Source organism: Arthrobacter sp. 05N429 (assembly GCF_056397045.1).
On record NZ_JBFTMQ010000009.1, the window covers coordinates 1 to 26,674 of the forward strand.

26 protein-coding genes and 2 riboswitches are annotated in these 26,674 nt (G+C 66.7%); of the genes, 16 read left to right on the plus strand and 10 right to left on the minus strand.

Annotated elements, in window-relative coordinates; all coding sequences use genetic code 11:
- Positions 1-285: L-serine ammonia-lyase, iron-sulfur-dependent, subunit alpha (locus AC1DF4_RS14555; protein ID WP_476913545.1), on the plus strand; the 285-nt coding region annotated here is incomplete at its 5' end.
- A 15-nt stretch (positions 286-300) separates the two neighbouring features.
- Here AC1DF4_RS14555 and AC1DF4_RS14560 read toward each other — a convergent pair.
- On the minus strand, positions 301-855 hold the full coding sequence (locus AC1DF4_RS14560; protein ID WP_476913546.1) for a TspO/MBR family protein: 555 nt from the start codon (positions 853-855) through the stop codon (positions 301-303).
- Positions 856-993: 138 nt separating this feature from the next.
- Between AC1DF4_RS14560 and AC1DF4_RS14565 the strand changes: the two genes are divergently transcribed.
- Positions 994-2,067, plus strand: a complete 1,074-nt coding sequence (locus AC1DF4_RS14565; RefSeq protein ID WP_476913547.1) for a lipid II:glycine glycyltransferase FemX — start codon at positions 994-996, stop codon at positions 2,065-2,067.
- Positions 2,068-2,098: 31 nt separating this feature from the next.
- On the plus strand, positions 2,099-3,595 hold the full coding sequence (locus AC1DF4_RS14570) for a threonine/serine exporter family protein (protein WP_476913548.1): 1,497 nt from the start codon (positions 2,099-2,101) through the stop codon (positions 3,593-3,595).
- A 140-nt stretch (positions 3,596-3,735) separates the two neighbouring features.
- Here AC1DF4_RS14570 and AC1DF4_RS14575 read toward each other — a convergent pair whose 3' ends face one another.
- Together AC1DF4_RS14575 and AC1DF4_RS14580 are read right to left on the minus strand one after the other, a co-directional pair.
- Positions 3,736-4,575: a siderophore-interacting protein gene (locus AC1DF4_RS14575; protein WP_476913549.1), complete on the minus strand. Its 840-nt coding sequence runs from the start codon at positions 4,573-4,575 to the stop codon at positions 3,736-3,738.
- Between the two features lie 51 nt (positions 4,576-4,626).
- Positions 4,627-5,331 (minus strand): uracil-DNA glycosylase, encoded by a 705-nt coding sequence (locus tag AC1DF4_RS14580; RefSeq protein WP_476913632.1) that lies wholly within the window; start codon positions 5,329-5,331, stop codon positions 4,627-4,629.
- A 188-nt stretch (positions 5,332-5,519) separates the two neighbouring features.
- Between AC1DF4_RS14580 and AC1DF4_RS14585 the strand changes: the two genes are divergently transcribed.
- The 6 genes from AC1DF4_RS14585 (at position 5,520) to AC1DF4_RS14610 (ending at position 11,443) form a co-directional block, all read left to right on the plus strand.
- Positions 5,520-5,837 (plus strand): DUF3263 domain-containing protein, encoded by a 318-nt coding sequence (locus AC1DF4_RS14585; RefSeq protein ID WP_476913633.1) that lies wholly within the window; start codon positions 5,520-5,522, stop codon positions 5,835-5,837.
- An 81-nt stretch (positions 5,838-5,918) separates the two neighbouring features.
- Positions 5,919-6,527 (plus strand): LytR C-terminal domain-containing protein, encoded by a 609-nt coding sequence (locus AC1DF4_RS14590; RefSeq protein WP_476913550.1) that lies wholly within the window; start codon positions 5,919-5,921, stop codon positions 6,525-6,527.
- A 195-nt stretch (positions 6,528-6,722) separates the two neighbouring features.
- Positions 6,723-6,926 (plus strand): cold-shock protein, encoded by a 204-nt coding sequence (locus tag AC1DF4_RS14595; RefSeq protein ID WP_056426478.1) that lies wholly within the window; start codon positions 6,723-6,725, stop codon positions 6,924-6,926.
- Between the two features lie 98 nt (positions 6,927-7,024).
- Entirely contained in the window at positions 7,025-8,287 is a 1,263-nt protein-coding gene (locus AC1DF4_RS14600; protein ID WP_476913634.1) for an ABC transporter substrate-binding protein, read from the plus strand.
- Positions 8,288-8,606: 319 nt separating this feature from the next.
- Positions 8,607-10,244: a chaperonin GroEL gene (gene groL / locus AC1DF4_RS14605; protein WP_476913551.1), complete on the plus strand. Its 1,638-nt coding sequence runs from the start codon at positions 8,607-8,609 to the stop codon at positions 10,242-10,244.
- A gap of 182 nt (positions 10,245-10,426) precedes the next feature.
- Positions 10,427-11,443 carry an RNase H family protein gene (locus AC1DF4_RS14610; protein WP_476913552.1) on the plus strand — a complete coding sequence of 339 codons (1,017 nt, stop codon included), beginning with the start codon at positions 10,427-10,429 and terminating at the stop codon, positions 11,441-11,443.
- 27 nt (positions 11,444-11,470) lie between these two features.
- On the opposite strand, the gene AC1DF4_RS14615 is transcribed toward AC1DF4_RS14610, so the two are convergent.
- The 6 genes from AC1DF4_RS14615 to AC1DF4_RS14640 all read right to left on the minus strand — a co-directional run bounded on the left by AC1DF4_RS14615 (position 11,471) and on the right by AC1DF4_RS14640 (position 18,558).
- The gene (locus AC1DF4_RS14615) at positions 11,471-11,758 is read right to left on the minus strand and encodes a WXG100 family type VII secretion target (protein WP_441404953.1); all 288 of its coding nucleotides are present in this window, start codon (positions 11,756-11,758) and stop codon (positions 11,471-11,473) included.
- A gap of 122 nt (positions 11,759-11,880) precedes the next feature.
- Positions 11,881-13,368, minus strand: coding sequence for a sensor histidine kinase (locus tag AC1DF4_RS14620; RefSeq protein WP_476913553.1), 1,488 nt, complete (start codon positions 13,366-13,368; stop codon positions 11,881-11,883).
- 5 nt (positions 13,369-13,373) lie between these two features.
- Entirely contained in the window at positions 13,374-14,084 is a 711-nt protein-coding gene (locus AC1DF4_RS14625) for a response regulator transcription factor (protein WP_441404951.1), read from the minus strand.
- A 94-nt stretch (positions 14,085-14,178) separates the two neighbouring features.
- Entirely contained in the window at positions 14,179-15,825 is a 1,647-nt protein-coding gene (locus AC1DF4_RS14630) for a DNA repair helicase XPB (protein WP_476913554.1), read from the minus strand.
- Complete coding sequence (locus tag AC1DF4_RS14635) at positions 15,822-18,314, minus strand: helicase-associated domain-containing protein (protein ID WP_476913555.1); 2,493 nt, start codon at positions 18,312-18,314, stop codon at positions 15,822-15,824. The genes AC1DF4_RS14630 and AC1DF4_RS14635 overlap by 4 nt, the downstream gene beginning before the upstream one ends.
- 10 nt (positions 18,315-18,324) lie before the next feature.
- On the minus strand, positions 18,325-18,558 hold the full coding sequence (locus AC1DF4_RS14640) for a hypothetical protein (RefSeq protein ID WP_144673147.1): 234 nt from the start codon (positions 18,556-18,558) through the stop codon (positions 18,325-18,327).
- Between the two features lie 178 nt (positions 18,559-18,736).
- Between AC1DF4_RS14640 and AC1DF4_RS14645 the strand changes: the two genes are divergently transcribed.
- From AC1DF4_RS14645 to AC1DF4_RS14655, 3 genes are read left to right on the plus strand one after another with little or no spacing between them, the layout of a single operon-like run.
- A complete protein-coding gene (locus AC1DF4_RS14645) occupies positions 18,737-19,120 on the plus strand; it encodes a cold-shock protein (RefSeq protein ID WP_476913556.1) in 384 nt (127 codons plus the stop codon).
- 9 nt (positions 19,121-19,129) lie between these two features.
- The gene (locus AC1DF4_RS14650) at positions 19,130-19,825 is read left to right on the plus strand and encodes a DUF3027 domain-containing protein (RefSeq protein WP_476913557.1); all 696 of its coding nucleotides are present in this window, start codon (positions 19,130-19,132) and stop codon (positions 19,823-19,825) included.
- Between the two features lie 44 nt (positions 19,826-19,869).
- Positions 19,870-21,180, plus strand: coding sequence for an MFS transporter (locus AC1DF4_RS14655; protein WP_476913635.1), 1,311 nt, complete (start codon positions 19,870-19,872; stop codon positions 21,178-21,180).
- Positions 21,181-21,271: 91 nt separating this feature from the next.
- On the opposite strand, the gene serC is transcribed toward AC1DF4_RS14655, so the two are convergent.
- Positions 21,272-22,399 (minus strand): phosphoserine transaminase, encoded by a 1,128-nt coding sequence (serC, locus tag AC1DF4_RS14660; RefSeq protein ID WP_476913558.1) that lies wholly within the window; start codon positions 22,397-22,399, stop codon positions 21,272-21,274.
- Positions 22,400-22,663: 264 nt separating this feature from the next.
- Between serC and AC1DF4_RS14665 the strand changes: the two genes are divergently transcribed.
- The 4 genes from AC1DF4_RS14665 (at position 22,664) to AC1DF4_RS14680 (ending at position 26,636) form a co-directional block, all read left to right on the plus strand.
- Complete coding sequence (locus tag AC1DF4_RS14665) at positions 22,664-23,359, plus strand: iron-dependent transcriptional repressor DtxR (protein ID WP_476913559.1); 696 nt, start codon at positions 22,664-22,666, stop codon at positions 23,357-23,359.
- A 145-nt stretch (positions 23,360-23,504) separates the two neighbouring features.
- Positions 23,505-23,718, plus strand: a riboswitch (cyclic di-AMP (ydaO/yuaA leader).
- A gap of 4 nt (positions 23,719-23,722) precedes the next feature.
- Positions 23,723-24,541 (plus strand): M23 family metallopeptidase, encoded by an 819-nt coding sequence (locus AC1DF4_RS14670; RefSeq protein WP_476913560.1) that lies wholly within the window; start codon positions 23,723-23,725, stop codon positions 24,539-24,541.
- Positions 24,542-24,677: 136 nt separating this feature from the next.
- A riboswitch (cyclic di-AMP (ydaO/yuaA leader) is annotated at positions 24,678-24,847 on the plus strand.
- A gap of 309 nt (positions 24,848-25,156) precedes the next feature.
- The gene (locus tag AC1DF4_RS14675) at positions 25,157-25,915 is read left to right on the plus strand and encodes an NlpC/P60 family protein (protein ID WP_476913561.1); all 759 of its coding nucleotides are present in this window, start codon (positions 25,157-25,159) and stop codon (positions 25,913-25,915) included.
- A gap of 220 nt (positions 25,916-26,135) precedes the next feature.
- Complete coding sequence (locus tag AC1DF4_RS14680; protein ID WP_224048651.1) at positions 26,136-26,636, plus strand: HNH endonuclease; 501 nt, start codon at positions 26,136-26,138, stop codon at positions 26,634-26,636.
- Positions 26,637-26,674: the final 38 nt, after the last annotated feature.

The following is a 26,674-nucleotide window of genomic DNA, read 5'->3' on the forward strand; positions in this document are numbered from 1 at the left end:
ACCCCGCAGCAGGTGGAAAACGCCGCGGAAATCGCGATGGAACACAACCTCGGCCTGACCTGTGACCCGATCGGCGGGCTCGTGCAGATCCCCTGCATCGAACGCAACGCCATCGCCGCCGCGAAGGCCATCAACGCCGCCAAAATGGCCCTGTGGGGCGACGGCACGCACCGGGTGTCCCTTGATGAGGTCATCGTGACCATGCGGGAAACCGGCAAGGACATGAGCTCCAAATACAAGGAGACCGCGATGGGCGGCCTCGCTGTGAACGTGGTGGAGTGCTGACATAGCTGTTCAGCGTCAGTTGTGCAGCGCCGCCCAGAGGTTCAGCGACGCGGCGAACACGATCCAGGACAGGTAGGGCAGCAACAGCAGCCCGGCCGTCCGGCTGATCGGTCCGAAATAGAGGATGGTGACGGCCACAGCCGCCGCCAGGGCGACGATGATGCCAAAGGCGACCCACAGCGCGGACGTGCCGAGCACCGGGTACAGGCCGAAGAAGACCGGCGTCCACAGCAGGTTCAAGACCAGCTGGACGGCATAGGCCGTCAGGGCGGGCCGGGTTCCTTCGGTCCGACGGCGCCAGACCAGCCAGGCGGCCACGGCCATTGCGGTGTAGAGGAGGGTCCAGGCCGGCCCGAACGCCCAGTTCGGCGGTGACCACGGCGCCTTGTCCGCGGTGGCGTACCAGCCGTTGACGTTGTTGGCGGTGGCAAGCCCGCCGAGCCCTGCCACCAGGGCGGATGCCGCGAGGAAGGCCAGCAGGCCCAGCAGTTGGGGACCCATCGCGCGCAGCGGGGCCGGGTGTCCCTGGCGGCCGGATCCTGTGGCAAGAGATTGTTGGTCAGGCGGCATGCTTCCAGCGTAGCGGCTCCGTTCCTGGCCGGCGCATGGCCGGACCACGGGCCGGACCACGGACCTTGGCGGATAGACTTGAACCTGCATGTCCGCATGCCGCCGACGCTCGTACCGCAATGATTGGATACCGCACCCTTGCGTGAATTCACTGCCCGCTTTGCCTCTGCCGAAGAGATCGCCAACTGGGATGCCCACGTCACCGCGAATCCCAACGGCGGCAATCTCCTGCAATCGGAGGCGTTCGCCGAGGTCAAGCAGCATTTCGGCTGGAAACCCCGTCACCTCGTGTACGAGACGGCCGATTACATGAGCTACAACCTCGTCCTGGAGAAGTCCTTCCCGCTGCTGGGCAAACTCTGGTACTTGATCAAGGGCCCGGATGTGGCCTCCGTCGAGGACATCCCCGGCATCGCGGCGGCCAACGCCGAGTTCGTGAAGCGCGCCAGGCTGGGGGTCTTCGCCATCAAGATCGAGCCGGACATCGTGCTCTCCGGGGCCGCTAAGAGCGTGATCGAAGGCGCCGGCCTCGTCAAGACGCACAACCTGCAGCCGAACGACTCGACGGCACTGCTGGACATCTCCCCGGAAGAGAACCAGCTGCTGCGCAACCTGCACTCGCGGGGCCGCAACGCCGTCCGCCGCGCCATCCGCGAAGGGGTGGAGGTGCGCAACGTGGAGCCCACAGAAGAGAACTTCCGCGCCATGTACGCGCTGATGACCAACACCGTGGAAGCCAAGTCCCAGGTCCGCGTCCGCGAATATGAGTACTACCAGCAGTTCTGGACGAATTTCATCAAACGGGACCAGGGGCGGCTCCTGTTCGTTTATGAGAACGGCGTGCCCTCGGTAGGCGCCTTCGTCATCAACTACGGCCGCAAAGGCACGTACAAGGATGGCGGGTCGCTGCAGAAGCGCGGCCAGTACGGTGACTCCCATCTGGTGCAATGGACGGCCATCAACCAGCTCAAGGAAATCGGCTGCACCGAATACGATTTCTGCGGCACGCCTCCCAGCGACCGGCTCAAGGACACGTCCAACCCATTCCATGGCCTGGGCTTGTTCAAGACCAGCTTCAGCAAGACCGTGACCGATTTTGTCGGCTGCTACGACCAGGTGCTGAACCCGCTGAAGTACAAGGCCTGGATGGCCGCGGGGGAGCGCGTTGCCCGCCAGCTCTACACCCGCCGCACGGGCCAGCAGTTCTACTAAACCGGCTGCCACGGAAATTGAGGACGCCGGAATGACCAACGAACCTGACCGCCGCCGCCGGCCGCATACTGATGGGCTGCCCAAGACCGAGCCGATGTCGGCCACGCAGGTGCGGCAGAACGCCGCGGCCAAACGGATGTTGCGCCGGCTGGTCCAGGGGGAGAACCCGCCCACGGCTCCGATGAGCATCGTGGACCGTCTCGCCGGCAGCCCCTACGCCAACCCGATGATCCAGGTGGGCGGGGTGGACACCTCTGCCCGCAAGACCATCGACTTCGCGCTGCACCTGGCCGAGTCCATGTTCCGGTACGGTGCCGGTGCCCTCGAAGTGGAAACCAGCATCATAGCCATTACGGCCGCACTGGGCCTCAAACACATCGAAGTGGACATCACCAACCAGTCGGTGGCCATCAACTACGCGCCTAAGGACCAGACGCCGATCACACTGCTCCGCGTCGTGCGGTCCTGGACTAACAACTACGCGGGCCTTGCAAAGGTGCACCAGCTGGTCACAGATATCGTGGCCGGCGGAGTGGGGCGCGAGGAGGCTGTGCGCAGGCTCGACGAAATTACCCACAGTTCCAAGCCATTCCCACGCTGGATGGTCACGGTGGCGTTCGGGGTGTTCTCCGCCGTCTTCGTCGGGGTGCTCGGCGGCGGACCCGGCGCCTCCGCCGTCGCCTTCGCTTCCAACCTGTTGGTCAGCCTGCTGGCCCGGCAGCTGGGGCGCTGGCGCACACCGGACTTCTTCGTCACCGCCTCGTGCTCCTTCCTGGTCACCTTCATCGCCTTGCTCCTGTGGCGGTTCGGCGGCCTCGTAGGGATCCAGATACCTCCTGCCATCGTGGTGGTCGGCGGCATCCTGCTGCTGCTGCCGACCGGACGGCTGGTCTCCTCGGTGCAGGATGCGATCAACGGCTTCCCGGTCACGGCCGCCGGACGTTTCCTCTCCACCATGCTGACCTTCGGCGCACTCGTCACCGGAATCGCCGTCGGTTTCGTGGTGGGTGACATGACCGGCATGGAGCCGATCGATGTCACCGAAACATTCCCTCCGGCGTATCCGTGGTGGGCCGTGGGCATCCTGATCGCCATCGCCGTTGTCGCAATCGGGATCACCGAACAGACCAGTTGGACGCTGCTGCTCCCCACCGCTGCCGTGGGTGTCGTCGGCTATCTGGTCCTCATCGGCGGTGACGCCGTGGGTATCGGGCCGCGGTTCGCACCGGCCCTCGCCGCCGTCGTGATCGGTCTGTTGGCCCGAGTGGTGGCGCTCCGGATGGGCGCTCCGCAGCTGGTGGTCGCCGTTCCGGCGGCCTTGATCCTACTGCCCGGACTCACTATATTCCGGTCCATGTATGTATTGACGATCGAGGAATCCGAAATCCTCATAGGCGCGGGCGGGATGCTCAATGCCGGCGCCATCGTGTTGGGCGTAGCGGCCGGCATCGTCCTCGGTGACACCCTTGCCCGGCCCCTGACCCGCGGCCTGGCCAGCAACGAACGACGGCGGGCGCGGCGCCGCTAGGTCTCCTCTGCGGGCTGCGCCGCCGGGTTTCCCCACCTTTGGCGGGTCCCGACGGCGTGGCGGGCCGCCGCGCGGGGGAGTCCCGCCGCCGGGATGGCAAAGGTGGGGAATCTCCCGGGCCCCGTCAGGTCTTGCCTGTCTTAGATCTTCCCGATGGGGAGCTTCTTTTCCGCCTGGAAGTCGTCCTCCACGCGGCCGTTCGCCCAGTAGCCGGACAATGAGACCTGGGCGCGTTCCAGCCCGTGGTGCACGTAAAGCACATCCCGCAGGCTCTTCATGTAGCCGCGCTCGCCGTGCGCAAAGACGTGCACCCGGCCCTCGGGCCAGTCGGCGTCGCGCACGGCTGTGACCAGCAGGTCGCTGGCTCCGGCCGGCACGCCGCCGCGCAGGAGCCAGCGAAGCTCGACGCCGGCCGGCGCGGCAATTGCCTGGATGTCCGCGTCGCCGTCCACCTCGAGGAAGGCGAGTCCGCGGGCGTCCGCCGGGAGCGATTCGATCGAAGCGCCGATGGCTGGCAGCGCGGATTCGTCACCCGCGAACAGGTACCAATCCGCGGCCGGATCCGGGTTGTAGCCGCCGCCCGGGCCGGTGAACACCAGGGCGTCGCCGGGCTGGGCTGACGCGGCCCAGGGTCCGGCCAGGCCTTCGTCCCCGTGGATCACGAAGTCGATGGCGAGTTCCCCGGCCGCCTCGTCGACCCAGCGGACGGTGTAGGTCCGGGTGTGCGGCCACTGCTCCCGCGGCATGGACTCCCGGATTTCCCAGAGGTCCAGCGGTTCCGGGTAGGTGATCCCGGGCTGCGGGAACACGATCTTGACGTAACGGTCCACGAAGGCGTTGTTCACGTAACCGGCGAAACCCGGGCCGCCGGCGATGATCCGGACCATGTGCGGCGAGAGCTGCTCGCGGCGCAAGACGGTGAGGTTGGTCTGCGGGCGGGATTTCCGGGTGGCCGAGGTGGCGGCGGGCACTGATGTCATAGTGCCAAGCCTAGCCAAGAAGCCTGAGCCCGGCCCGTACTGTGAAGCCGGTTAGGGAAGCGGCGGCAGTTCCCAGTCCACCGTGCCGTCGCCCTGTTCCTGCAGCAGCGTATTGGTCCGGCTGAAAGGCCGGGATCCGAAGAATCCCCGCGGGGCCGAGAGCGGGCTCGGATGGGCGCTGGCGATCACCGGAGTGGAACCCAGCAGCGGGCGCACGGTCTCGGCGTCCTTGCCCCACAGGATCGCCACGAGCGGCGCGGGCGCGCCGCTCGCCGTCGTGCGGTTCACCAGGGCGCTGATCGCCGCTGCCGTGATGGCTTCCCATCCTTTGTTTCGATGCGAGCCGGCCGCCCCTGCCCGGACACTGAGGACCCTGTTGAGCAGCAGCACACCCTGGTCCGCCCAGCCGCTCAGGTCGCCGTGGATCCGCGGCGGCAGCCCCAGATCGGCGTCGAGCTCCTTGTAAATATTTGCCAGGCTTCGCGGGATGGGCCGGGTAGCGCCGTCCACGGCGAAGGACAGCCCCACGGCGTGGCCCGGCGTCGGATACGGGTCCTGGCCCACGATCAGCACCCTGACATCCGCCAGCGGTTGCCGGAAGGCCCGCAGGACGTTCGACGGCGGCGGCAGGACCGGGTGGCCACCGGCAACCTCTCCGCCCAGGAAACGCAGGACATCCCGCAACTGCCCCTCGGCCGGCGCCAGCACTTCGGCCCAGCCGGGAGTCACGAGCTCATTCAGCGGCAGGTCGGCCATTGCGGGGTAGCCGACGGCGTCGGCTGCGGGGGCCTCCAGCTCGAACAAGGCATCGGAATCAAGGGAATCGGAGTTCGGCACAGGGCAATTCTCGCAGGGTGGCAAATGACAACCCTGTTATTCGTCCGTAGCATGGGGGAAGACTTTTCACCGGAACCAGCCGGGCCGGAACAAGCAGGGAGTGTGTGGTGGCCGAACAAGCGCAAGAGCACCTTTCGACGGCGGAGTCCGTTGCCGCGGATGTCCGCGACGAGTCGCCCCTGAGCAGCCGGGATCAGCAGATGCTGGCGCTGGAACGGCAATGGTGGAAGTACGCCGGCGCAAAGGAACAGGCCATCCGGGAACTCTTCGACCTCTCCGCCACGCACTACTACCAGATCCTCAATGCCCTCATCGATACCGAGGATGCGCTGGCCCATGATCCGATGTTGGTGAAGAGATTGCGTAGACTACGTACGTCACGCCAACGTGCGCGCACTGCCCGCCGCCTGGGCTCAGACGCATAAAAGCACAGCCGGATGCGCGGATTCCCGCGCATCAGCCGGCGAGGACTATTCGTCAGAAATCAGCAAGGACGTCGTTTTACCATGACCAAATACGCTCGGGATGAATTTGATCGGGTCCCGGAGACCTCCACACGCCAGGGTGTCCACCGGGCCGTCGCCGAATCCAGCCGCCGCCGTCTGGCTCCCATCCTGGCCGTCGGTGCCGCGGCCCTGGCCGTTGGCCTCGTGGCCTTCCTGATCCTGCCGAAACTCGGATTTTCCACCGGCGGAAACACGGTGGCCGTATCGGCCGAGCAGGGTGCCGGCAGCGCCGCAGCATCGCCCGCGCCCACAGCCTCCAGCCCCGCTCCCAGCGAGTCACCCTCTGCGGCTGCCACGCCTTCGGCCACGCCGACGCCGACGCCGACTTCCGCCGTCGACAAGACCCAGCCGGTGGCGATTTACAACGGCACCACTACCGCGGGACTGGCCAACCGCGTCGGCGGAACCGTCTCCACCGCCGGCTGGAAGCTCGGCATGCTCGGAAACTGGGGAGGCGTGCCGCAGAAGAGCTCGGTCGTCTTCTACAGCGGCGCCGAGCAGAAGGGCAATGCCGAGGCCCTCGGCAAACTCCTCGGCATCCAGACCGTGGTGGACTCGGCCGAATTCCAAGTGCCGCTCGTCGTGGTGCTGGGCCCCGGCTTCAAGTAGCCCGTTCCGGTTACGCCTGAATAACTATTCGCAGCCGGAGCCGCAGGCTCCCTGCGCACCGGCCAGACGGTGTGGGTAGAGTACTTGCGGACAACTTTTTGCAATCTGCGGCACGCGTTTTGCATTCTGCTCGCCCGCAGTCCGCGGCGCACATCGTGGTGTGCCGCCCGCAATCCGACTGAAAGTGTGGACACCATGGCACTGGGAACCGTCAAATGGTTCAACGCCGAAAAGGGCTACGGCTTCATCACCGTGGACGACTCCGGGGCCGATGTCTTCGTGCACTGGTCCGCGATAGCGGGCGAGGGCTACCGCGCCCTGGATGAGGGGCAGCGCGTGGAACTCGAAGTCGGCGAAGGCGAAAAGGGCCCGCAGGCCGAAAGCGTCCGGCCCGCCTAGTGACCTTCACCGCCGCAGCGCACGTGTCGCAGGACCCTGCCGAAACGATTTCCGGCCGGAAGGCTGCCGGCGGCACGGTCCGGCGCCTGAGTGTGGGCCTGCGGCGGGGCCGGGCCGTGGCCGTGGCGGCTGTTGCCGCCCTGGCCACCACGGCATGTTTGGGGCCGGCGGGCGGTGCCCGCGTCGAGCAGGCCGACGCCAGCGGCGACGGGACCCTGCGGATCGGTCTGATCCTCGACAACACCGGCCCGCAAAACTTCCTCAACGCGCCCCAACTCGCCGCCGCGAAGCTCGCCGTCAAGGAAGTCAACGCTGCAGGCGGTCACAAGGGCAAACCGGTGGAGTTGCTTCCGTCGACCGTCAGCGGCGACACCGCAGCGCAGGCCAAGGCACTCGTTGCCGCCAAAGCGGACATCGTCATCGGTCCGACGGACTCCAGCCGGGCGCCCGCTGCAATCGACGTCCTGTCCAACGCCAAGGTGGCCATGATTTCCCCCGCGAACACCGCCAGCGGGCTCAGCAGCTACGAGAGCAACGGCTACTATTTCCGCACCTCGGCGGCCGACATCGCCCAGGCCCCCGTTCTCGTCAAGCTGGCCAAGGACAGCGGCGCTGCAACCATTGCCGTTGTGTACGAGGAAGGCGCCTATGGCAAGGACGTATCCAACGCGGTGGCCGCCGCGGCCAAGGACGCCGGGCTCGGGCCCCTCGTAGTCGCGGGGTTCTCTCCGGGACGGGCGCAGCAGGCTGCTGCCGCAGCGAAGGCAGCGGCACCCGACGCCGTCGTGCTGGTCTCCCGCGCCGGTGCCCAAGGTGCCATCGCCGAGCTGAACAACGCCGGCCTTGCCGGCAAGAAGCTCATCCTCAGCGACGGAGCGGTGAGCCAGTACGGTTCAGGCCTCGGTTCCCGGGCCCTCGACGGTGCGCGGGGGATCCTGCCGGGAACCTTTGCCTCAGCCCACTTCCAGGGCGAGCTGGTTTCCGTGGATCCTGGACTGAAGGACATGACGTTCGCCGCGGAGACCTACGACGCCGTCAACCTTGCCGCCATCGCGGCGGCCGCAGCGCAGGACGACGCCGGAACCTCCATTGCGGCGAGCCTGATCACCGTCTCGGGCGGGACGGCCCCGACGTCAGGCAAAGGCGCGCCCGCCGGCGAGGCCGCGGTATGCAAGAGCTACCAGGAATGCACCGACGCCATCCGGGCAGGCAAACGTCCCGACTACGACGGCGAATCCGGTCCGGTCGGCTTCGATTCCAACGGTGACATCAGCTCCGCAAACTATGTTGTCTACACCTACGGGCCGGACAACACGGCAACCATGAGCGGCAACGAAACTTCCAGCAGCAGCGGGACTTAATCGCCCGTAGCGTATTGCGTCGCAGCGGAGCGCCGCCAGCATGCCGATAGAGGGCCCTCCTGCGCGACCACTGCTTGCACTCTCCCCGGGGGAGTGCTAATTATTGACTTAGCACTCCCGCGTATTGACTGCTAAAACGACGCCCGGTTCGCCCGGCCGCGGAGTTGAACCAGCCGATCCAGGAGCGAAAGAAACACCTGGCTGGGGTGAGATCCCGGGCCCAACGGCATACAGAGGCCGCCGGGCCAGGGATCGTCCGTCGCGGGCACCGCAGCAAAGGTTCATTCTTAACGACTGTCCCGAAAGGACTACTGCCGTTATGGCCAAGATCATTGCATTTGATGAAGAGGCACGCCGCGGTCTTGAGCGGGGCCTGAACATCCTCGCCGACGCCGTCAAGGTCACCCTCGGCCCGCGTGGACGCAACGTCGTCCTCGAAAAGAAGTGGGGCGCCCCCACGATCACCAACGATGGTGTTTCCATCGCCAAGGAGATCGAGCTGGACGATCCTTACGAGAAGATCGGCGCCGAGCTGGTCAAGGAAGTTGCCAAGAAGACGGATGACGTCGCCGGCGACGGAACCACCACCGCCACCGTGCTGGCGCAGGCCCTGGTCAAGGAAGGCCTGCGCAACGTCGCGGCCGGCGCTGATCCCCTGTCCCTCAAGCGCGGCATCGAGAAGGCCGTCGAGGCTGTCACCCGCGAGCTCCTGGCCTCCGCCAAGGAAATCGAAACCAAGGAAGAGATTGCCGCCACCGCGTCCATCTCTGCCGGTGACAACGAGATTGGCGCCCTGATTGCCGAGGCCCTGGATAAGGTCGGCAAGGAAGGCGTCATCACCGTCGAGGAGTCGAACACCTTCGGCCTGGAGCTGGAACTCACCGAAGGCATGCGCTTCGACAAGGGCTACATCTCCGCTTACTTCGTCACCGACGCCGAGCGCCAGGAAACGGTCCTTGAGGATCCGTACATCCTGATCGTCAACTCCAAGATCTCCAACGTCAAGGAACTGGTTGCCGTCCTCGAAAAGGTCATGCAGTCTTCCAAGCCGCTGCTGATCATTGCCGAAGACATCGAGGGCGAGGCCCTGGCCACGCTCATCGTCAACAAGATCCGTGGCACCTTCAAGTCCGTCGCCGTCAAGGCTCCGGGCTTCGGCGACCGCCGCAAGGCGCAGCTCGCGGACATCGCCATCCTCACCGGTGGCCAGGTCATCTCCGAGGAAGTCGGCCTCAAGCTGGAGACCGCCGGACTCGAACTCCTGGGCCGCGCCCGCAAGGTCGTTGTCACCAAGGACGAGACCACCATCGTCGAGGGTGCAGGCGACGCTGACCAGATCGCCGGCCGCGTTTCCCAGATCCGTGCCGAGATCGAGAACTCCGATTCGGACTACGACCGCGAGAAGCTGCAGGAGCGCCTGGCCAAGCTGGCCGGCGGCGTTGCAGTCATCAAGGCCGGTGCCGCAACCGAGGTTGAGCTCAAGGAACGCAAGCACCGCATTGAGGACGCTGTCCGCAACGCCAAGGCTGCTGTCGAAGAGGGCATCGTCGCCGGCGGTGGCGTTGCCCTGATCCAGGCTGGCGCCAAGGCATTCGCCAATTTGCAGCTCGAAGGCGACGAGGCAACCGGTGCGAACATCGTCCGCGTCGCCATCGACGCCCCGCTGAAGCAGATCGCCTTCAACGCGGGCCTCGAGCCTGGCGTTGTGGTCGACAAGGTCCGCGGCCTGCCCGCAGGCCACGGCCTGAACGCAGCAACCGGCGAATACGTCGACCTGCTGGCTGCCGGCATCAACGACCCGGTCAAGGTCACCCGCTCTGCCCTGCAGAACGCGGCGTCCATTGCCGGACTGTTCCTCACCACCGAGGCCGTTGTGGCCGACAAGCCCGAGAAGGCTGGCGCCCAGATGGGCGGCGGCGACGACATGGGCGGCATGGGCGGCATGGGCGGTTTCTAACCACCCTGCTACCAGGCCCTGAACGCCTGGCTGATGGATTTCCGTCAGCAACGGCACGTTTGACGACGGCGGTCCCTCCTTCGGGTGGGGCCGCCGTCGGCGTTAACCCTCGGGGGCGCTGGGTGGTTGGTGCCGGAGGTGCGGCGGCACCCGCGGGGTCGGAGGTCTGGCAGGATAGTGCAGTGACGATTACAGCAGCAGCCGACGGTTCGGCTTTAGGAAATCCCGGCCCGGCCGGATGGGCCTGGTACGTGAACGACGACTGCTGGCGTGCCGGGGGATGGCCGCACGGCACCAACAACATGGGCGAGCTCATGGCCGTGCTGGATTTGTTCCACTCCACCGCACACCTGCCGGGGGAGGACCTGCACATCCTCTGCGACAGCCAGTACGTCATCAACTCCGTCACCAAATGGATGCCGGGCTGGAAGCGCAAGGGGTGGCGCAAGTCCGACGGCAAGCCCGTTATGAACGTCGACCTGCTCAAAGAGATCGACCAGGCGCTGGTCGGCCGCAAATACAAGTTCGAATGGGTGCGCGGCCACGCCGGGCATGACCTCAACGAGGCGGCGGATGACCGCGCCAGGGCCGCGGCCACGGCCTACCAGCAGGGTGTGGCCGTGCGCCAGGGTCCCGGGTTCGGCGCCGCAGCCGAGGCGGCGGCAGAAGCCCTGGCCCCCGCAGCACAGGCAGCACCCGCTGCCGCGCAGGCGGCGTCCCGCCCGACGCACGCCCAGCCACTCGCGGCGCAGGCACTGACCGGCCGGCAGCAGTTGTTCGGAGAACCGACGCTCTTCGATGAACCCGACCTCTTCAGCGAGCTCGACGAGGACATCACGCCCGCGCCAGGCACGGACGCGAGCCCGGAAGCGATCGTCGAGGCGCTCGAACGCGAACTCCTCCGGCCGGAAACGCGTGCCGACCTCGGCCGCACCGGAGTGCTGCTCCACCCGGACTTCACCGAAATCGGCAGCTCGGGCCGGATCTGGACCAGGGACGCCATGATGATGTCCTTGGAAGAGAACCCGGGCGGTCCCGCCGAGCTGGAAATGCTGGGTGCAGACCGGCTGGGCGAGCAGACCGTCCTCCTGACGTACCGCACCCACACCCGAACGGGAACGGCCCTGCGCAGCTCCCTGTGGGTCCACGACGGCGCTCAATGGCGGCTGCGCTTCCACCAGGGCACCCCGGAAGCCTGAGCCAGCCTCCGACGCGCCGGGGGCCGGTCAGCTGAATCGCTGGGTGTTTGCCTGTTCGGCCTGGGCGTAGCTCGCTGCTGCGGAGTTCAGCGCCAGGTTGATCGATGCGAGGGATGCCTCGACTTTTCCCTGCGTCAGCGTCCACTCGGCGACGAGGGCCTGGAAATTGGTTGCGGCCGAGCCGCGCCACGTGGCCTGCAGCTCGTCGAGGCCGCGTTTCATGGCCTGGACGTCAGCGCCGATCCGGTCGACCGTTGCTTTGACGTTTGCGGACTTGAGCTGGAGGAGTTCCGTATCGACGGAGATGATGCTCATGGGATGGCCTCTCGACGGTGCCTGATCCGGACTCTCCGGACACTGCGAGCCTAGGCAGACCGCGGGGCCGGGGAACGGGGCAGGTTCCGGTATGTGGAAAAGGCGTACAGATTCCCGGCCGGTTAACTCCCGGCAGTGTCACGGGCGCCGGAACCGGCACGGGAACCCTGCTCTTCCAAGGCCTCGTCCAGGAACGGCAGGCTGACTACCAGGGTGGCGCCGCCGCCATCGGTCTGGGTGACCCTGACGGTGCCAGCATGCGAGCCGACGATGGCCGCGACGATCGCCAGTCCCAGCCCGCTGCCACCGGTCTCCCGGGTGCGGGAGGTGTCGGCGCGGTAGAACCGCTCGAAGATCCGTGCTGCTTCCTCGTCCGGCACGCCGGGGCCGTGGTCGCGGACCTCGATGACGGACTGCCGGGTCCCGTCCCCGTCGGTCCGGACGCCGACGGCCAGCTCAATGGGCGTTCCCTCAGGGGTGTAGCGCAGGGCGTTGCCCACGAGATTCCCGACCACCTGACGGAGTTTGGCCTCGTCGCCCAGGACCGGAGCCGGACCGGGGGCGCCGCCGTCGAGCCCGGTCAGGGTGATGGCGCGGCCGCGGTCACTGGCCTGGGTGTCCACGACGGCGTCGTTGGCAATCAGCAGCAGATCGGCAGGCTTCTGTTGGAGCGGCCGCTGCTCGTCGATTCTGGCCAGCAGCAACAGGTCCTCCACCATGGCCCCCATCCGCTTGGCTTCGCTCTCGATCCGCCCCATGGCGGTCGCCACATCCTCCGGGGTGGCCAAGGCGCCGTGCCGGTACAGCTCGGAGAAGCCGCGGATCGTCACGAGCGGGGTGCGCAGTTCATGCGAGGCATCGGCGGCGAAGCGACGCATCCGGTCTTCGGAGGCCATCCGGGCGGCGAAGGCCGTCTCGATATGGGCCAGCATGGCATTGAGGGAGCTGCCCAGCCGGCCCACTTCGGTGTTGGGATTCTCGATTTCCACGCGCCGGGACAGATCCCCCGCCGCAATCGCCGCGGCGGTCTTTTCGACCCGGGCCAGCGGCCGGAAGGACCGGGAAATGCTCCACGTGGCGATAAAGAAGGCCAGGACCAGGGTCAGCAGCCCGACGCCGACCACCACCAGGACGGCGTGTTCCATGACGGAATCGACCGGCCCCAGGGGGAGCCCGATGACCACCACGGAACTGCGGTTGTTGCTGTCCACGACGTTGAGTGCGACGACCCGCCAGTTGCGTCCGTCCGTGCCGCGGACCTGGAAGGGGTTCTGCTGCCGGTCCGCCGTCTCGGCGGCGGTGATGCTGGTGATATCCGGGTGGATGTCCCTGTCCCCGCCGAACGGCACCGCCGGCTGCCCCGGCGCGAAGAGCATCAGCGAGTAGTCCGTGGGGACGCTCTGGTTTTGGTCCCGCAACTGGCTGAAAGACTGCTGCTGGCGCACCGAGGCGACCGCGGCCCGGAGTTTGTCGTCGACCTGACCCTGCAGATAGCTGTGCAGCAGGGTCAGGGTCCCGGCGCCGGTGGCGGTGAGGGCCACCAGCATCAGTGCGGTCATGATGGCGACAAGCTGAGACCTCAGCGACGCCGACTTCCAACGGTGCAGCAACAGGATCAGCGCTTCTCGGCCGTCCGCAGCACGTAGCCGACGCCTCGTTTGGTCTGGATCAGGGCCGGGGCGTCAGGATCAAGGTCCACCTTGCGGCGCAGGTAGGAGATGTAGGACTCCACGATCGAGGCGTCTCCGTTGAAGTCGTATTCCCAGACGTGGTCCAGGATCTGGGCCTTGGACAGCACGCGGTTGGGGTTCAGCATGAGGTAGCGCAGGAGTTTGAATTCGGTGGGGGACAGCTCGATCACGGTGCCGCCGCGGCGCACCTCGTGGGCGTCGTCGTCGAGCTCCAGGTCATCGACGCGGATGACCGCGTCGTCGTCCTGCAACGGCTGCGTGCGGCGCAGCACGGCGCGGATGCGCGCCACCACCTCGTCGAGGCTGAACGGCTTGGTGACGTAATCGTCGCCGCCCACCGTCAGCCCCATCACCTTGTCTTCGGTGTCGTCCTTGGCGGTCAGGAAGAGAACGGGGAAGTGCTTGCCTGCGGCGCGCAGCCGGCGGGTGACGGTGAAGCCGTCCATGTCCGGCAGCATGACGTCCAGGACGGCCAGGTCCGGGGAATGGAGATCGGCCGCCGCCAGGGCCTCGCGCCCGTTGGACGCCGACACGACTTCAAAGCCGGCAAAGCGCAGGGACGTGGACAGCAGCTCGCGGATGTTGGGTTCATCATCGACGACGAGCAGCTTGGCTTCGGGACCGTTCTTTTTCATAATTCCCATGATGCTCCCAGACTCTGGGAGTTTTCTGAATGAAAGATGTGTGTTGCATGCTCCCGCCGCGGCCGTCGCGGGGTACTTAGGGCGGTCAGGTCACTGTCCCGACGTCTTTGGCGTCCATGATCCGGTAGGCGTAGCCCTGCTCGGCCAGGAAGCGCTGGCGCTTGGCCGCGAAGTCCTGGTCCAGCGTGTCCCGGGCCACCAGGGAGTAGAAGCGTGCGGCGCGGCCGTCCTTCTTGGGACGCAGCAGCCGGCCTAGGCGCTGGGCCTCTTCCTGCCGGGAGCCGAAGGAGCCGGAGACCTGGATTGCGACCGAGGCCTCAGGCAGGTCGATGGAGAAGTTGGCGACCTTGGACACCACGAGGGTCTGCACGTCGCCGGCGCGGAAGGCATCAAAGAGCTTCTGGCGTTCATTGACGGACGTGTCGCCCTTGATCACCGGCGCCTGCAGGCGTTCGCCGATCTCGTCCAGCTGGTCGATGTACTGCCCGATCACCAGCAGCGGCTCGCCGGCATGTTCGGCGACGAGCTGTTCCACCACCTGCGTCTTGGATTCGGACGTGGCGCACAGCCGGTACTTGTCCGCGTCCTCGGCCATCGCGTAGGCCACGCGTTCGTCCCGGGGCAGATCGATCCGGACTTCGACGCAGTCGGCCGGCGCTATGTAACCCTGCGCCTCGATGTCCTTCCACGGCGCGTCGTAGCGCTTCGGACCGATCAGGCTGAAGACCTCGCCCTCGCGGCCGTCCTCGCGGACCAGCGTGGCGGTGAGGCCGAGCCGGCGCCGGGCCTGCAAATCCGCGGTCATCCGGAAAATCGGGGCGGGCAGGAGGTGGACCTCGTCATAGATGATGAGTCCCCAGTCGTTGCCGTCCACCAGTTCCAGATGGGGGTAAAGCCCGCCCCGCTTGGTGGTCAGGACCTGGTAAGTGGCGATGGTGACGGGACGGACTTCCTTGACGGAGCCGGAGTATTCGCCGATCTCCTCTTCGGTGAGGGATGTCCGCTTAAGGAGTTCGTCCTTCCACTGCCTCGCGGACACCGTGTTGGTCACCAGGATCAGGGTTGTGGTGGAGCTCGTGGCCATCGCGGCGGCCCCCACCAGTGTTTTCCCGGCTCCGCAGGGAAGCACGACGACGCCGCTGCCGCCGGCCCAGAAGTTCTCCATTGCCAGCTGCTGGTAGGGGCGGAGCTTCCAGCCGGATTCGTCGAGCATGATGGGGTGCGGCGTGCCGTCGACGTAGCCGGCCAGGTCCTCGGCAGGCCAGCCGATTTTCAGCAGAAGCTGCTTGAGCTGCCCGCGCTGGGAGGAGTGCACCACAACGGTTTCGCCGTCGATCCGCGGGCCCAGCAGTGGGGCGATTTTCTTGGCGCGGCTGACCTCCTCCAGCACCGGATAGTCGGAGGTGCGCATGACCAGGCCGTGCTGGGGATCCTTTTCGAGCCGCAGCCGGCCGTACCGGGACATGGTCTCTTCGACGTCGATCAGCAGGGAATGCGGCACGGGGAAACGCGAGTACTTCAGCAGCGTGTCCAGCACTTTCTCGGCGTCGAGGCCGGCGGCCCGGGCGTTCCAGAGGCCCAGCGGCGTGAGTCGGTAGCTGTGCACGTGTTCGGGGGCGCGTTCCAGTTCGGCGAAGGCGGCGATGGCGTGGCGTGCTTCGGTGGCGAGTTCGTGGTCGACTTCGAGCAGGATGGTCTTGTCACTCTGGACGATCAGCGGTCCGTCGTTCACTGGAGCAATTCCTCCGCGGCTTCTACATCAATAATCCGGTGGATGGACAGTACGCGTTCAGTGTCCTTCTCCGGGTCGAACACCCGGACCCGTCCACCGTTTACAGCTACCGGAACAACGGTTTCCCGCACGGAATTCCCCAGGCTGTCGACGACGTTCATCACCACACGCTGTTTGAGCCGGATCGCCTTTTGCAGGGTCTCCAGGCCCAGCTGGGTTGCTTCCTCGCTGCCCGGGGCCGCTGCGGAATGCCCGACGGCGCCTCCCGCGGAGGGCCGCCCGCTGCGCAGCACGGCCAGCTGGGCGTCGACGTCGGCTTCCGGAGGGGCCGTGCGCGGGGCGCTGTAGACCGGGCGGGCACTGCCGGGCAGCGCGGTGGTGCGGCGCAGCCGGATGCCGCCTGCCTCGGATTCCTCGACGGCGGGGGACAGCCCCAGGCTCCGGAGGACGTGCGCTGTGTCCCGCGGAACGGCGTGCGAGACCAGCACGGTGGGTGCGATCCGGACCAATCCGAGGCCGGAGGCGCCGGGAGTGTTCAGCAGCTCCAGGAGCGCCGTTTCGTCGTCGCTCTGGATGAAGCTCACGGCGGATCCCACCCGCAGCCTGGCATGGCGGGCTGCGGTGTCCTCGATCAGGTACTTCAGCGGCTGCGGGATCGCCGTGGCCGAGTGCAGGCCCAGGAAATCCAGCAGCGCCTGGGCATCCTGGCCCGCGTCGAGTGCGCGCCGGACCGAGGAGACGGAGAAACGGTAGATCGTGGCCGGGCCCTGGCCCTCGGCGTCGGCCATGGTGAGGAGCTTCTCCGTCAGTTCCGGAGCGAGGTAGCCGGGCGCCACGGCGGTGAGGTCCGCCTGGAGCAGCACATGGTTCAGGGCCGCCGGCAGGTGTTCGCCCAGGATCCCCAGCGCCTCGTCGGGCTGTTCGGCCGCGATCGCCGCCCCGATCTGGCTGAGGGCGCCCGAGCCGATGAGGCCGAGCATCTCCGCCTCGGCCAGGACACCACGGATGAGGGAGCTGAAACGCCGTGCCATCCGGGGCTGGGTCCAGTCGGCGCGCTCCAGCACTGCCGCGGCGTCCAGCACCGGGGCCTGACCGTCCGACGCCGCGGCCTCCTTTGTCAGTTCAGCCAGGATTTCCAGGATCCGCTTCCGGACCACCGGAGCGTCCGGGCGCTGGGCTTCGGCCGAAAGCGCGTTGATGGTACTCCCGGCCGTGCCGCGGTGGACGGCCTGGGCTGCGGCCTGGCCGTTGACGGGCTGTCCGACGAGGGAGGGCGCGCGCTCGCTGGCGAGCCAGGCATTGACGAGCCAGAGCCACTGCTCCTGCCGCGGAAGCGTCAGCCATTCAAGCTGCGCCGGCTGGACCCAGGCGGAACTGTCCACGTCCAGGCGGATGAGGCCGGAGAGGGCGCACAACTCCGCCAGCACGCCGGCGTCGTGCATCTCGAGCCGCAGCCCGTCAGCCAGCCGCTTCAGCTCCCGGACGCCCACGCCGCCGCTGCGCAGGGTGACGAGGGGCTGTTCGCGAACAATATAGAGCAGTTCACCGACCAGCCGCAGGGTCTCGGCGATCGCGCCCAGGGCGGCATTGCGGCGCAGCGCGGCAGAGGTGGAACCCAGCCGCGGAACCGGGGGAGCCAGCGCAAACTTCTCGATGACAAAGCCTCCGCGCAGCGAGACGCCGACGCTGTGCGGCAGCTCCACGTGGGCGGCATCGAGCGGCACCAGCAGCCCGCGGGCGAGGAGCCAGTCCACCGGCCCGACGTCGGCGGCCTCGTGCAGCACGGAGGCGCGCCGTTGCGCCTGGGGAACGGCGCCCATGGCCCAGTTCCCGAAGCGTGCGAGCAGCGCGGTGGTGCGTTCCGGGGCGGTGTCCAGGATCAGCCGGAGGGATTCCGGAGTGGCCGTCCAGTGCTGCAGCGACAGGGCGGCTTCCATCGGCGTGGTCGCGGGGGCGACCGTCGCGCCGCTGCGGTGAAGTTCCGCCACGAGCTGGACCACGCGCTGCGCGAAGGCCGGCTGGAGCCGCACGAGTTCGGTGTAGCTGCGTCCCAAGCCCGCCGGATAGATACCGATCACGTCCTTGAGGCTGCCCACCGGCAAGTAGTACCGCTGTTTCGCGCCGGCCGGGACTGCGCCATGCGGGGGCTCCGCCCGGTGGACGAGGGCCAGTTCCTGCAGCGAATGCAGCATCTTTTCGATCGAGGCCAGGGTAGAGCCGTTGATCAGCTTCTTCAGCATCGGGGCGGAGGCGCTGTGCCCGGTATCGGTGTTGGTGCACAGGTGCAGGGTTTCGAGGACCTGCATTTCCGGGCGGTTGAGCCGCTCCAGGGCGCGTTGCACGCTGACGCGGCCGCTTGCCCGGGCAGCGAGGGCCGCGAAATCCGGCACGCCCGGAGAAATGAGGTCCGGCCGCGCGGAGAACAAGGCACGCAACGAATCATCGCTGCGTGCCTGCAGTTCCTTGCTGAGCGCGCGGATCAGGGACATCAGTGCAACGCTACCTTTCGTCCGGCCCTCGGGTGCGCCGGCGGGCTGCAACGCCGTCGATCACGAGCAAGAGCATCAGCAGGAAGGCCACGGGAAGCCCGTAGAGCGCAGTGGAGGTTATCCACACCGGCGACACGGCATTGTTGAAGGCCATCGCCATCACGACGCCGACCGCCGCGAGCGACAGCACGGCCGCGACGGCCGCAACGATCAACAGTGGCCGCCGGAATCGCAATGGAGTCATGGAGCTAACGCTAACAGTCCGGCCTGTTCCGCGCCCCAAACGGCCAAAGTGGGCCGGGCACGATAACCTTGAGGGAACAGACCAACACGGTCCGGGCAGTCATACCCTGAACCCGCATATCAATGCGGATGCGGTGACTGTCGGCCGTGTCACCAGCAGAACGAAGAAGGTTGATTACGTGCCTACCGGCAAGGTCAAGTGGTATGACAAGGAAAAGGGCTTCGGATTCCTCGCGGGCGAGGACGGCCAGGAAGTCTTCCTGCCGAAGTCCGCGCTGCCCGAGGGCATAACCGAGCTCAAAGCAGGCACCCGGGTTGAATTCGGCGTGGCCGACGGTCGCAAGGGCGCCCAGGCCCTGGGCTTGCGCGTGCTGGACAAGACACCGTCCATCGCCAAGGCCAAGCGGCCCAGTGCGAAGGACCTCGCCCCGCTGGTCCAGGACCTCGTCACCGTACTGGACAACCTGTCCGGCACACTGTCCGCGGGCAAGTACCCGGAAGGCAACAAGGGCAAGGCGATCGCCGTCGCCCTGCGTAAGGTTGCCGACGAGCTGGACGCATAAGGCCCGGCGATGACTTCGGAAACCGATCTGACCGACCCCACAGCCGTGGAGAGCACAGCCGTGGACAGCGCAGCCGTGGAGAGCAGCGCCTCCGGGGATAGCGCGGCCGCCGGGGACAAGAAGGCCGGAACCAAGGCGGGCTCCAAGCCACGGGCCGGGGTGCCGGCCTGGCGCACCGGCAAGCCGGATGCCTTCCTGGCCGCCGCCGTCGACGTCGCGCGTGCTGCCATCGAGGGCATCGCCCCCGCCGAACAGATCGGCCAGCACCTGGCGGCCAAGAGCGAAGGCGACCGCCTGGTCACGCACCTCTTCGAATCAAAGCTGGCCGGCTACGGCGGCTGGCAGTGGTACGCCGTGCTGACCCGGAACTCCAGGTCCAAGGTTGTTACGGTCGACGAGCTGGGCCTGCTGCCCTCCGATGAATCGATCCTGGCGCCCGAATGGATTCCGTGGGCCGAACGGGTCCGCCCCGGCGATGAGCAGGGCGACGACGAAACTGGAGAAACCCCCGCGGTGGCGCCCCGGGACGATGCTGACGAGGCCACCACGGATACCGCGGACGATGTAACCACCGACGCCGACGGCGCGCCGGAAGACGACTCCGATGACGCCGACGAGTACGACGCAGACGATGTCGATGGTGTTGAGGACGCAGACGCCGGCGACGCTCCGGAAGGCGAGTTGACCGCCGCGGAGGCTGACTAGCGGTTGGAACCATCAGGGGCGTTGCGCAGTGAGGGCTGGACATGATGTCCACCTTCAAGTCCCTGCATATCCTGAACTACCGGATCTGGTTCATCGGCGCCCTTATCTCCAACATCGGGACCTGGATGCAGCGCACTGCCCAGGACTGGCTGGTCTTTGACCACCTGACCGAACACGATGCCGGGGCCATGGGCATCACCATGGCCCTGCAGCTCGGACCCCAGCTCTTCCTCGCCCCAGTGGCCGGGCTAATGGCCGACCGCTTCAACCGCAAACAGCTGCTCGTCCTGACCCAGTCCGCGATGGCGCTGCTGAGCGCGGCCCTCGGCATCCTCGTTGTGTCCGGGGCTGCCGAACTGTGGCACGTATACGGTTTTGCCCTGCTGCTGGGCGTCGTTTCCGCGCTCGACGCCCCCGTGCGCCAGACTTTCGTCTCCGAACTGGTCCGCGACGACTACCTGCCCAACGCGGTGGCCCTCAACAGCGCCTCCTTCAACGTGGCCCGGATGATCGGCCCCGCTGTGGCCGGTATCCTCACGGTCGCCGTCGGCCCCGGCTGGGTTTTCCTGATCAACACGCTGACTTTTGTGGCACTGCTGCTGAGCCTGTGGAAGATTCCCTCAGCGTCCCTGCGCCAATTGCCCCGGGCCGCGGCCGGTAAGGGCAGGATCCGCGAGGGGCTGAGGTACGTTCGCTTCCGGCCGGACATCGTGGTGGTGCTGGTCGCGGTCTTCATCGTGGGCACCCTGGGCCTGAACTTCGTGCTGTTCATCGCGGCCATGGTCGGCACGGAATTCGGTCTGGACGCCAGCGCCTTCGGGCTGATGAACTCCATCATGGCCATCGGCTCCGTCGCCGGTGCCCTGCTGTCCGCCGGGCGCAAGAAACCCAGGCTGCGGATCATTTTCGGGGCGGCCGGAGCCTTCGGCGTGGCTTCCGGCATCGCGGCGCTGGCCCCGAGCTACTTCTGGTTCGGCGTGGCGCTGGTTCCCGTCGGGCTCTTCGCCATCACGATGATGACCAGCGCCAACGGCTATGTCCAGACGACCACGGATCCCGTGATGCGGGGCCGGGTGATGGCCCTTTACATGGCGATCTTCATGGGCGGCACACCGATCGGGGCGCCGTTCGTGGGCTGGGTCGCGAACGTGGCCGGTCCCCGGTGGTCCCTGAGCGTCGCGGCGGCGTCCGGACTGATCGCGGCCCTGATCGGGCTGGCGTGGATCATCCGCGCCAAGCAACTGCGGATCAGGTATGACCGCAGGGCCCGCGGGCTGCGCCATTTCCGGGTCGTGGCCTCCGGCCCCGGACCAACCGGCGAAGACGGGATCGGCTCCGGCGGAACCGGCCTCTGAGACGGACGGCGCCGCCCGGGGATAGAAACCCGGACGACGCCGCCGACGGCGATGGAAGCTGGCGCTGCCAGCCCCGCCTGATTCGGGAGGGCTACTTCTTCAGTTCGCCCACGACGAAGTCGATGCATTCCAGCAGCGCCGATACATCGTCCGGCTCGATCGCCACGAACGTTGCGATGCGGAGCTGGTTGCGGCCCAGCTTGCGGTAGGGCTCGGTGTCCACGATGCCGTTGGCGCGGAGCAGCTTGGCGATTGCGGCGGCGTCGATGGAGTCGTCGAAGTCGATGGTCGCAATGACGTTTGAGCGGTCCTCGGCCTGCGCCACGAACGGGGTGGCGTACTCCGAGGCCTCGGCCCAACGGTAAATGCGGCCGGCGGAATCCGCGGTGCGGGCGGAGGCGAAGTCCAGACCGCCGTTCGCGTTGAGCCACTGCACCTGGGCGTCGAGGGTGACGAGCGTGGCCAGCGCAGGGGTGTTGTAGGTCTGGTTCAGCCGTGAGTTGTCGATGGCCGTCTGGAGGTCCAGGAAGTCCGGGATCCAGCGGCCGCCGGCCTTGATCCGCGCCGCGCGCTCCAGCGCTGCCGGGGAGAACAGGCCAAGCCACAGGCCGCCGTCGGAGGCGAAGTTCTTCTGCGGGGCGAAGTAGTAGACGTCCGCTTCAGCGACGTCGACGTCCAGCCCGCCGGCCGCCGAAGTGGCGTCGACCAGCACGAGGGAGCCGGCATCGGCGCCCGCAACACGCCGGACCGGAGCGGCCACGCCGGTGGACGTCTCGTTCTGCGGCCAGGCGTAAACATCGACGCCGGTCTCAGCCTGGGCCGCCGGGCGGGTCCCCGGCTCGGACTTGATGATGGAGGAATCCGCGAGGAAGGGCGCCTTGTTGGTGGCGGAAGCGAACTTCGAGCCGAACTCGCCGAAGGACAGGTGCTGGGCCTTGTTTTCCACGAGTCCGAAGCTGGCGATGTCCCAGAACGCGGTCGACCCGCCGACGCCCAGGATGACCTCGTAGCCCTCGGGGGCGCGGAAGAACTGGCTGAGCCCGCTCCGGACCGATCCTACGAGGTTCTTGACCGGTGCCTGGCGGTGGGAGGTTCCCAGCAGCCCGGAAGCCGCAGCGAGGGCTTCCATCTGTTCCGGGCGGACCTTGGACGGTCCGGCGCCGAACCGGCCGTCCTTGGGAAGGAGGTTGGCGGGAATCGTGATGCTGGTGTCGCTCACAGTGGCTCCAATTTTCGGCTGGTACAAAGCGTGGCTTGGGAGGCGGCCCGGCAGGGTGGCTGCAACGAAGCCTTGCGTTTCATTCTGCCTGACTGCCCGGTGGGGGTGGCAAAAGAGCCCGTCATAGTCCGGTCACTGAGATTATCCGGAGTAATTCAAAATAGGCTAAGCTGACCTGCGAACGTACGGCGGACCCCGCCAGGGCGCAAGCAGCTCGCGGTACGGTGGGAACACGCAAGGACGGCGCTCGAGGAGCTGAGCTGAATGACGGATCTGATCGATACCACCGAGATGTATCTGCGGACCATTCTGGAACTTGAAGAAGAAAACATCGTTGCCCTCCGCGCCCGCATCGCCGAACGGCTGCGTCACTCGGGTCCCACTGTTTCCCAGACCGTCGGCCGCATGGAGCGCGACGGGCTGGTGGTTGTTTCCGGTGACCGGCACCTTGAACTGACGGAAACCGGCCGGAAACGTGCCATCGGGGTCATGCGCAAGCACCGTCTTGCCGAGCGCCTGCTGGCGGACGTCATCGGGCTCGACTGGGCCTATGTCCATGAGGAAGCCTGCCGCTGGGAACACGTCATGAGCGAGCGGGTGGAGCGGCGCATATTCGAACTGCTGGACCACCCCACCGTGTCTCCCTACGGCAACCCGATTCCGGGCCTTGCGGAACTCGGCGGCCCGCCATCCCAGCCCTACGGGGATGGCGTGGTGAACCTGCTCGAAGCCATGGCCGGCTACGGTCCGGCTTCCCGGGTCCGGGTCAACCGGCTGGCCGAGCCCATCCAGGTCGAACCGGAACTGCTCGTCCAGCTCGACGAAGGCGGCATCCGGCCCGGCGCCCTGGTGGCGCTGGAACGGGTGGGGGAGTACATCTCCGTCCGGGTACCGGATATCGAAGGCGCCCTGGAACTCCCGCCCGAGGTTGCGGCCCACGTCTTTGTTACCGTCGGTTAACAGGACCTAACCGACTGCTCATCGGACGACCCATGAGTTGTGCACAGGTTCGATAACGGATTTATCTCTGCAAGGCTTAATCGCCTATAGTTGATCACTAGTACCGATACCAAAGCGTTACCTGATCCGAAGCCGAGCTCTGCCAGCGGATCAGTAGCAGAGTCACCTTCTGGCAGGGGCGGGGGAACCACTTCCGGCTGTTAATCAGCCTTGGGGTGAAGTCCGTCAGCGGCAAGCACACACCACCGAGGGACTCTTTGGATGCCTCTGTGTCTGGACGCCTGCCACGGCGGACCGGGTCTTTGATCTCTCTGACCCGAATCCGACAGCTAACTTCGCAGGCTCTCCAGAGAGGAACCGTTCTTGACCACCCAGACCGCCAGGGGCCGCCGTCGTGCGACCGGTCCCGCTCCGGAGCCGCGTCCGGCCGTCGCCGTCCTGGCAGACCGCCCACGTGACGCGCACCGTGACGAACGCAGGGGCCGCCGCAGCCCGTTCCGCCAGGTAACAGACTTTGCCGCCGCCAGCGGCGTGGGGCAAAAGGCCGGCATTGCACTCGCCGCTACGGGCCTGGTCCTCACTGTTACCGTCCCCGCCACGGGCCCCGTTATGGCCACCAACACGGGGGCCACGGGATCCATCTCGGCCGCAGTCCAGCCTGATGTGACGGCTGACGAGGCCAAAATCGACTTCAACCGGACCGCCGTCACCACCCAGGGTGACCCGGACGGAAAGCTCAAGCAGTTGCTGAGCGCCCAGTCGGTCGGTTCGATTACCCGCGCGGCCTCCGCCGGGAGCCTAGGGGCGCCGCTGGCCCAGTTGAAAACAGCGTCGCCCTTTGGATATCGCGTCAGCCCCATTACTGGCGGCTCCGGCGAGTTCCACCGTGGCCAGGACTATTCGGCACAGTGCGGCACGGCGGTCCTGGCTGCTGCCAGTGGCACCGTGACGTTCACCGGCTGGCACCCTTACGGCGGCGGCAACCGCGTGGTGATCGACCATGGCAACGGCCTGGAGACCACCTACAACCACTTGTCCTCAGACACCGTCAAGGTTGGCCAGCAGGTCTCCCGCGGCGAAGTCGTGGCCATGAGCGGCACCACCGGCGCCTCCACGGGCTGCCACCTTCACTTCGAGGTCATGGTCAACGGCGAAGTTGTCGACCCGACCGGCTGGCTGTAACAAAGCTGATCGGACGCTCTCGCATTCTTGTGACACGCCGTGATCCGAATGTGACATTGAGTCCCAACTGTTGTAAGTTTGACCTACGCCAACTTTTCCGAAGTTGGCGCTCTTGAGTGGATTGCCTAGCTCTGCCACCGCTCAAGGTCCGTTCGCATTACATCGTCTGGCAGGGGCGGGGGAACCAATTTTGGCCTTCGAAAGAAGGCCTTGGGGTTAAGTCGCAAAGCTTCCCAGGAAGCAGCGCGGCCGGGTGACTCCCATCCGAATCCGACAGCTCACCTCGCAGGCATTGGGAGAGGCTACTTTCGTGTCTTCACGCCACAATGCTGCGCGTCACCGCGCTTGCGCGGCTCTTACGAGCCCGCTGAAATCCGACTCCTCGGTTGCCCTTGCCGGCGCCCGGAACGGATCTCACACCGCCGCCTCAATCTCTGCTGAGTCCGGCCCGCAGGCCATGCACCTGCATGCAGTTCCCGCTTTTGGCGCGTCTTCGCAGTACACCCTTCGCTAAGTAACCCATTTCGGGGCGATCCGGCGTACCCCCAAGATGCCGGAGCGTCCTCAGCACGCGCCTGAAAAGCGCGGCCACAGGATCACGAAAGAGAGAACTTAATGACTACTCGTGCAATCGCACGGCACCGCGCCGAGGTCACCAAGACCAACTCGCTGGCTGTTATTGCCAAGGCTGTCGGAGACAACGCCGGTGGCATGGGCCGCCAGGCCGCAGTCATCGCTGCTGCTTCCGGCCTCGTCCTGACCAGCGGTATCGCAGCCAACGCTGCTGAGGCCAACGTCCAGCGCGAGTCCACCTCCGCTTCGACGCTCGAAGTCCAGTCCGCCGCCCCCGCGACGATCTCGGCTGCTTCCAGCATCTCGATCGCTTACGACAAGACCGAAGTCGCCACCATTGCGGCCCCCGTCAAGGCGAAGCCCGTCGTGAAGGTCCAGGAAACGCCCACTGCCAAGACCGCAGGCACCAAGGTCGGCGCCGCGGCCACCGCTTCCGTGGCCGGCACCAAGGCTCCGGCCGGCGTCGCCAGCGGCATGGGCGCCACGATCGCCGCTGCCGCCTACGCCCAGATCGGCGTTGGCCAGGACTGCACCGCACTCGCCACGAACGCGCTGGCTGCTGCGGGCATCAACTACCACGGCTGGCCGGCAGGTTACCTGTCCCTCGGCCGCACCGTGAGCGCCGCCGAGGCACAGCCGGGCGACCTCGCGTACTACCAGAACGGTGGCGCGGGCATGGCCCACATCGCTGTTTACGTCGGCAACGGCATGGCAGTTCACGGCGGCTGGAACGGTGGGACCACTTCCCTCCAGACCGTGAACGTCGGCTCCGGCCCGGTCTTCATCCGCGTCGGCGGCTAAGGACAACAGCTTTTTACGCAAAGGACCCCTGCCATTCGGCAGGGGTCCTTTGCGTTGCCGCAACGTGAACTTCAGCCGACACGGGCCGCGGCCGGCAAAAAAAGATTCGGTGAAACGGCACCTCGGTGTTTACTCTTGTTTTGTCGATCCATAGCCCGACCATGCAGAGGGCAGCCGGCCCTCGTGCCCCTGGCGGGTGCGGCCGTGAAGAGGTATGCGGATGCGCACTCTCGTTCTGAATGCTGGATATGAACCGCTGGCGGTTGTGACCTTCCGCCGGGCGCTCGTCCTTGTGCTGACTGGAAAGGCCAGTGTCGTGGCGGAAGGCGACGATCCCGTCGTTGGACCGCAGGACGTCCTGGGCCGGCCCTCGGTGATTCTGCTGAATCGCTATATCAGGCCCCGGTACAACACCCTGACGACCGTCAGCCGCCGCGGCGTGCTCCGCCGGGACGGGCACCGTTGCGCCTATTGCGGCAAGGCTGCCCACACCATCGATCATGTCCAGCCCAAATCCAGGGGTGGTGCGGATTCCTGGGAAAACCTCGTTGCTGCTTGCCTGCGCTGTAACAACGCCAAAGGCGACCACACGCCGGGCGAAATGGGATGGAAGCTCAGCTTCAGCCCCGCGCCCCCCAAGGGCACAACCTGGCAGATCAAGGAACTGGAGAAGCCCACCCCGGCCTGGGACCCGTTCCTGCTGCCGGAATCTGCCGCCTGAAACGGCGCCGGCGGCTGACCTTCGGGACCGACCTCACC

Coding starts and splice junctions, on each gene's coding strand:
- AC1DF4_RS14560 (WP_476913546.1), bottom strand. CDS start 855: ATGCCGCCTGACCAACAATCTCTTGCCACAGGATCCGGCCGCCAGGGA.
- AC1DF4_RS14570 (WP_476913548.1), top strand. CDS start 2,099: ATGACCAACGAACCTGACCGCCGCCGCCGGCCGCATACTGATGGGCTG.
- AC1DF4_RS14575 (WP_476913549.1), bottom strand. CDS start 4,575: ATGACATCAGTGCCCGCCGCCACCTCGGCCACCCGGAAATCCCGCCCG.
- AC1DF4_RS14580 (WP_476913632.1), bottom strand. CDS start 5,331: ATGGCCGACCTGCCGCTGAATGAGCTCGTGACTCCCGGCTGGGCCGAA.
- AC1DF4_RS14590 (WP_476913550.1), top strand. CDS start 5,919: ATGACCAAATACGCTCGGGATGAATTTGATCGGGTCCCGGAGACCTCC.
- AC1DF4_RS14595 (WP_056426478.1), top strand. CDS start 6,723: ATGGCACTGGGAACCGTCAAATGGTTCAACGCCGAAAAGGGCTACGGC.
- groL (WP_476913551.1), top strand. CDS start 8,607: ATGGCCAAGATCATTGCATTTGATGAAGAGGCACGCCGCGGTCTTGAG.
- AC1DF4_RS14615 (WP_441404953.1), bottom strand. CDS start 11,758: ATGAGCATCATCTCCGTCGATACGGAACTCCTCCAGCTCAAGTCCGCA.
- AC1DF4_RS14625 (WP_441404951.1), bottom strand. CDS start 14,084: ATGAAAAAGAACGGTCCCGAAGCCAAGCTGCTCGTCGTCGATGATGAA.
- AC1DF4_RS14635 (WP_476913555.1), bottom strand. CDS start 18,314: ATGTCCCTGATCCGCGCGCTCAGCAAGGAACTGCAGGCACGCAGCGAT.
- AC1DF4_RS14640 (WP_144673147.1), bottom strand. CDS start 18,558: ATGACTCCATTGCGATTCCGGCGGCCACTGTTGATCGTTGCGGCCGTC.
- AC1DF4_RS14650 (WP_476913557.1), top strand. CDS start 19,130: ATGACTTCGGAAACCGATCTGACCGACCCCACAGCCGTGGAGAGCACA.
- AC1DF4_RS14655 (WP_476913635.1), top strand. CDS start 19,870: ATGTCCACCTTCAAGTCCCTGCATATCCTGAACTACCGGATCTGGTTC.
- AC1DF4_RS14665 (WP_476913559.1), top strand. CDS start 22,664: ATGACGGATCTGATCGATACCACCGAGATGTATCTGCGGACCATTCTG.
- AC1DF4_RS14675 (WP_476913561.1), top strand. CDS start 25,157: ATGACTACTCGTGCAATCGCACGGCACCGCGCCGAGGTCACCAAGACC.
- AC1DF4_RS14680 (WP_224048651.1), top strand. CDS start 26,136: ATGCGCACTCTCGTTCTGAATGCTGGATATGAACCGCTGGCGGTTGTG.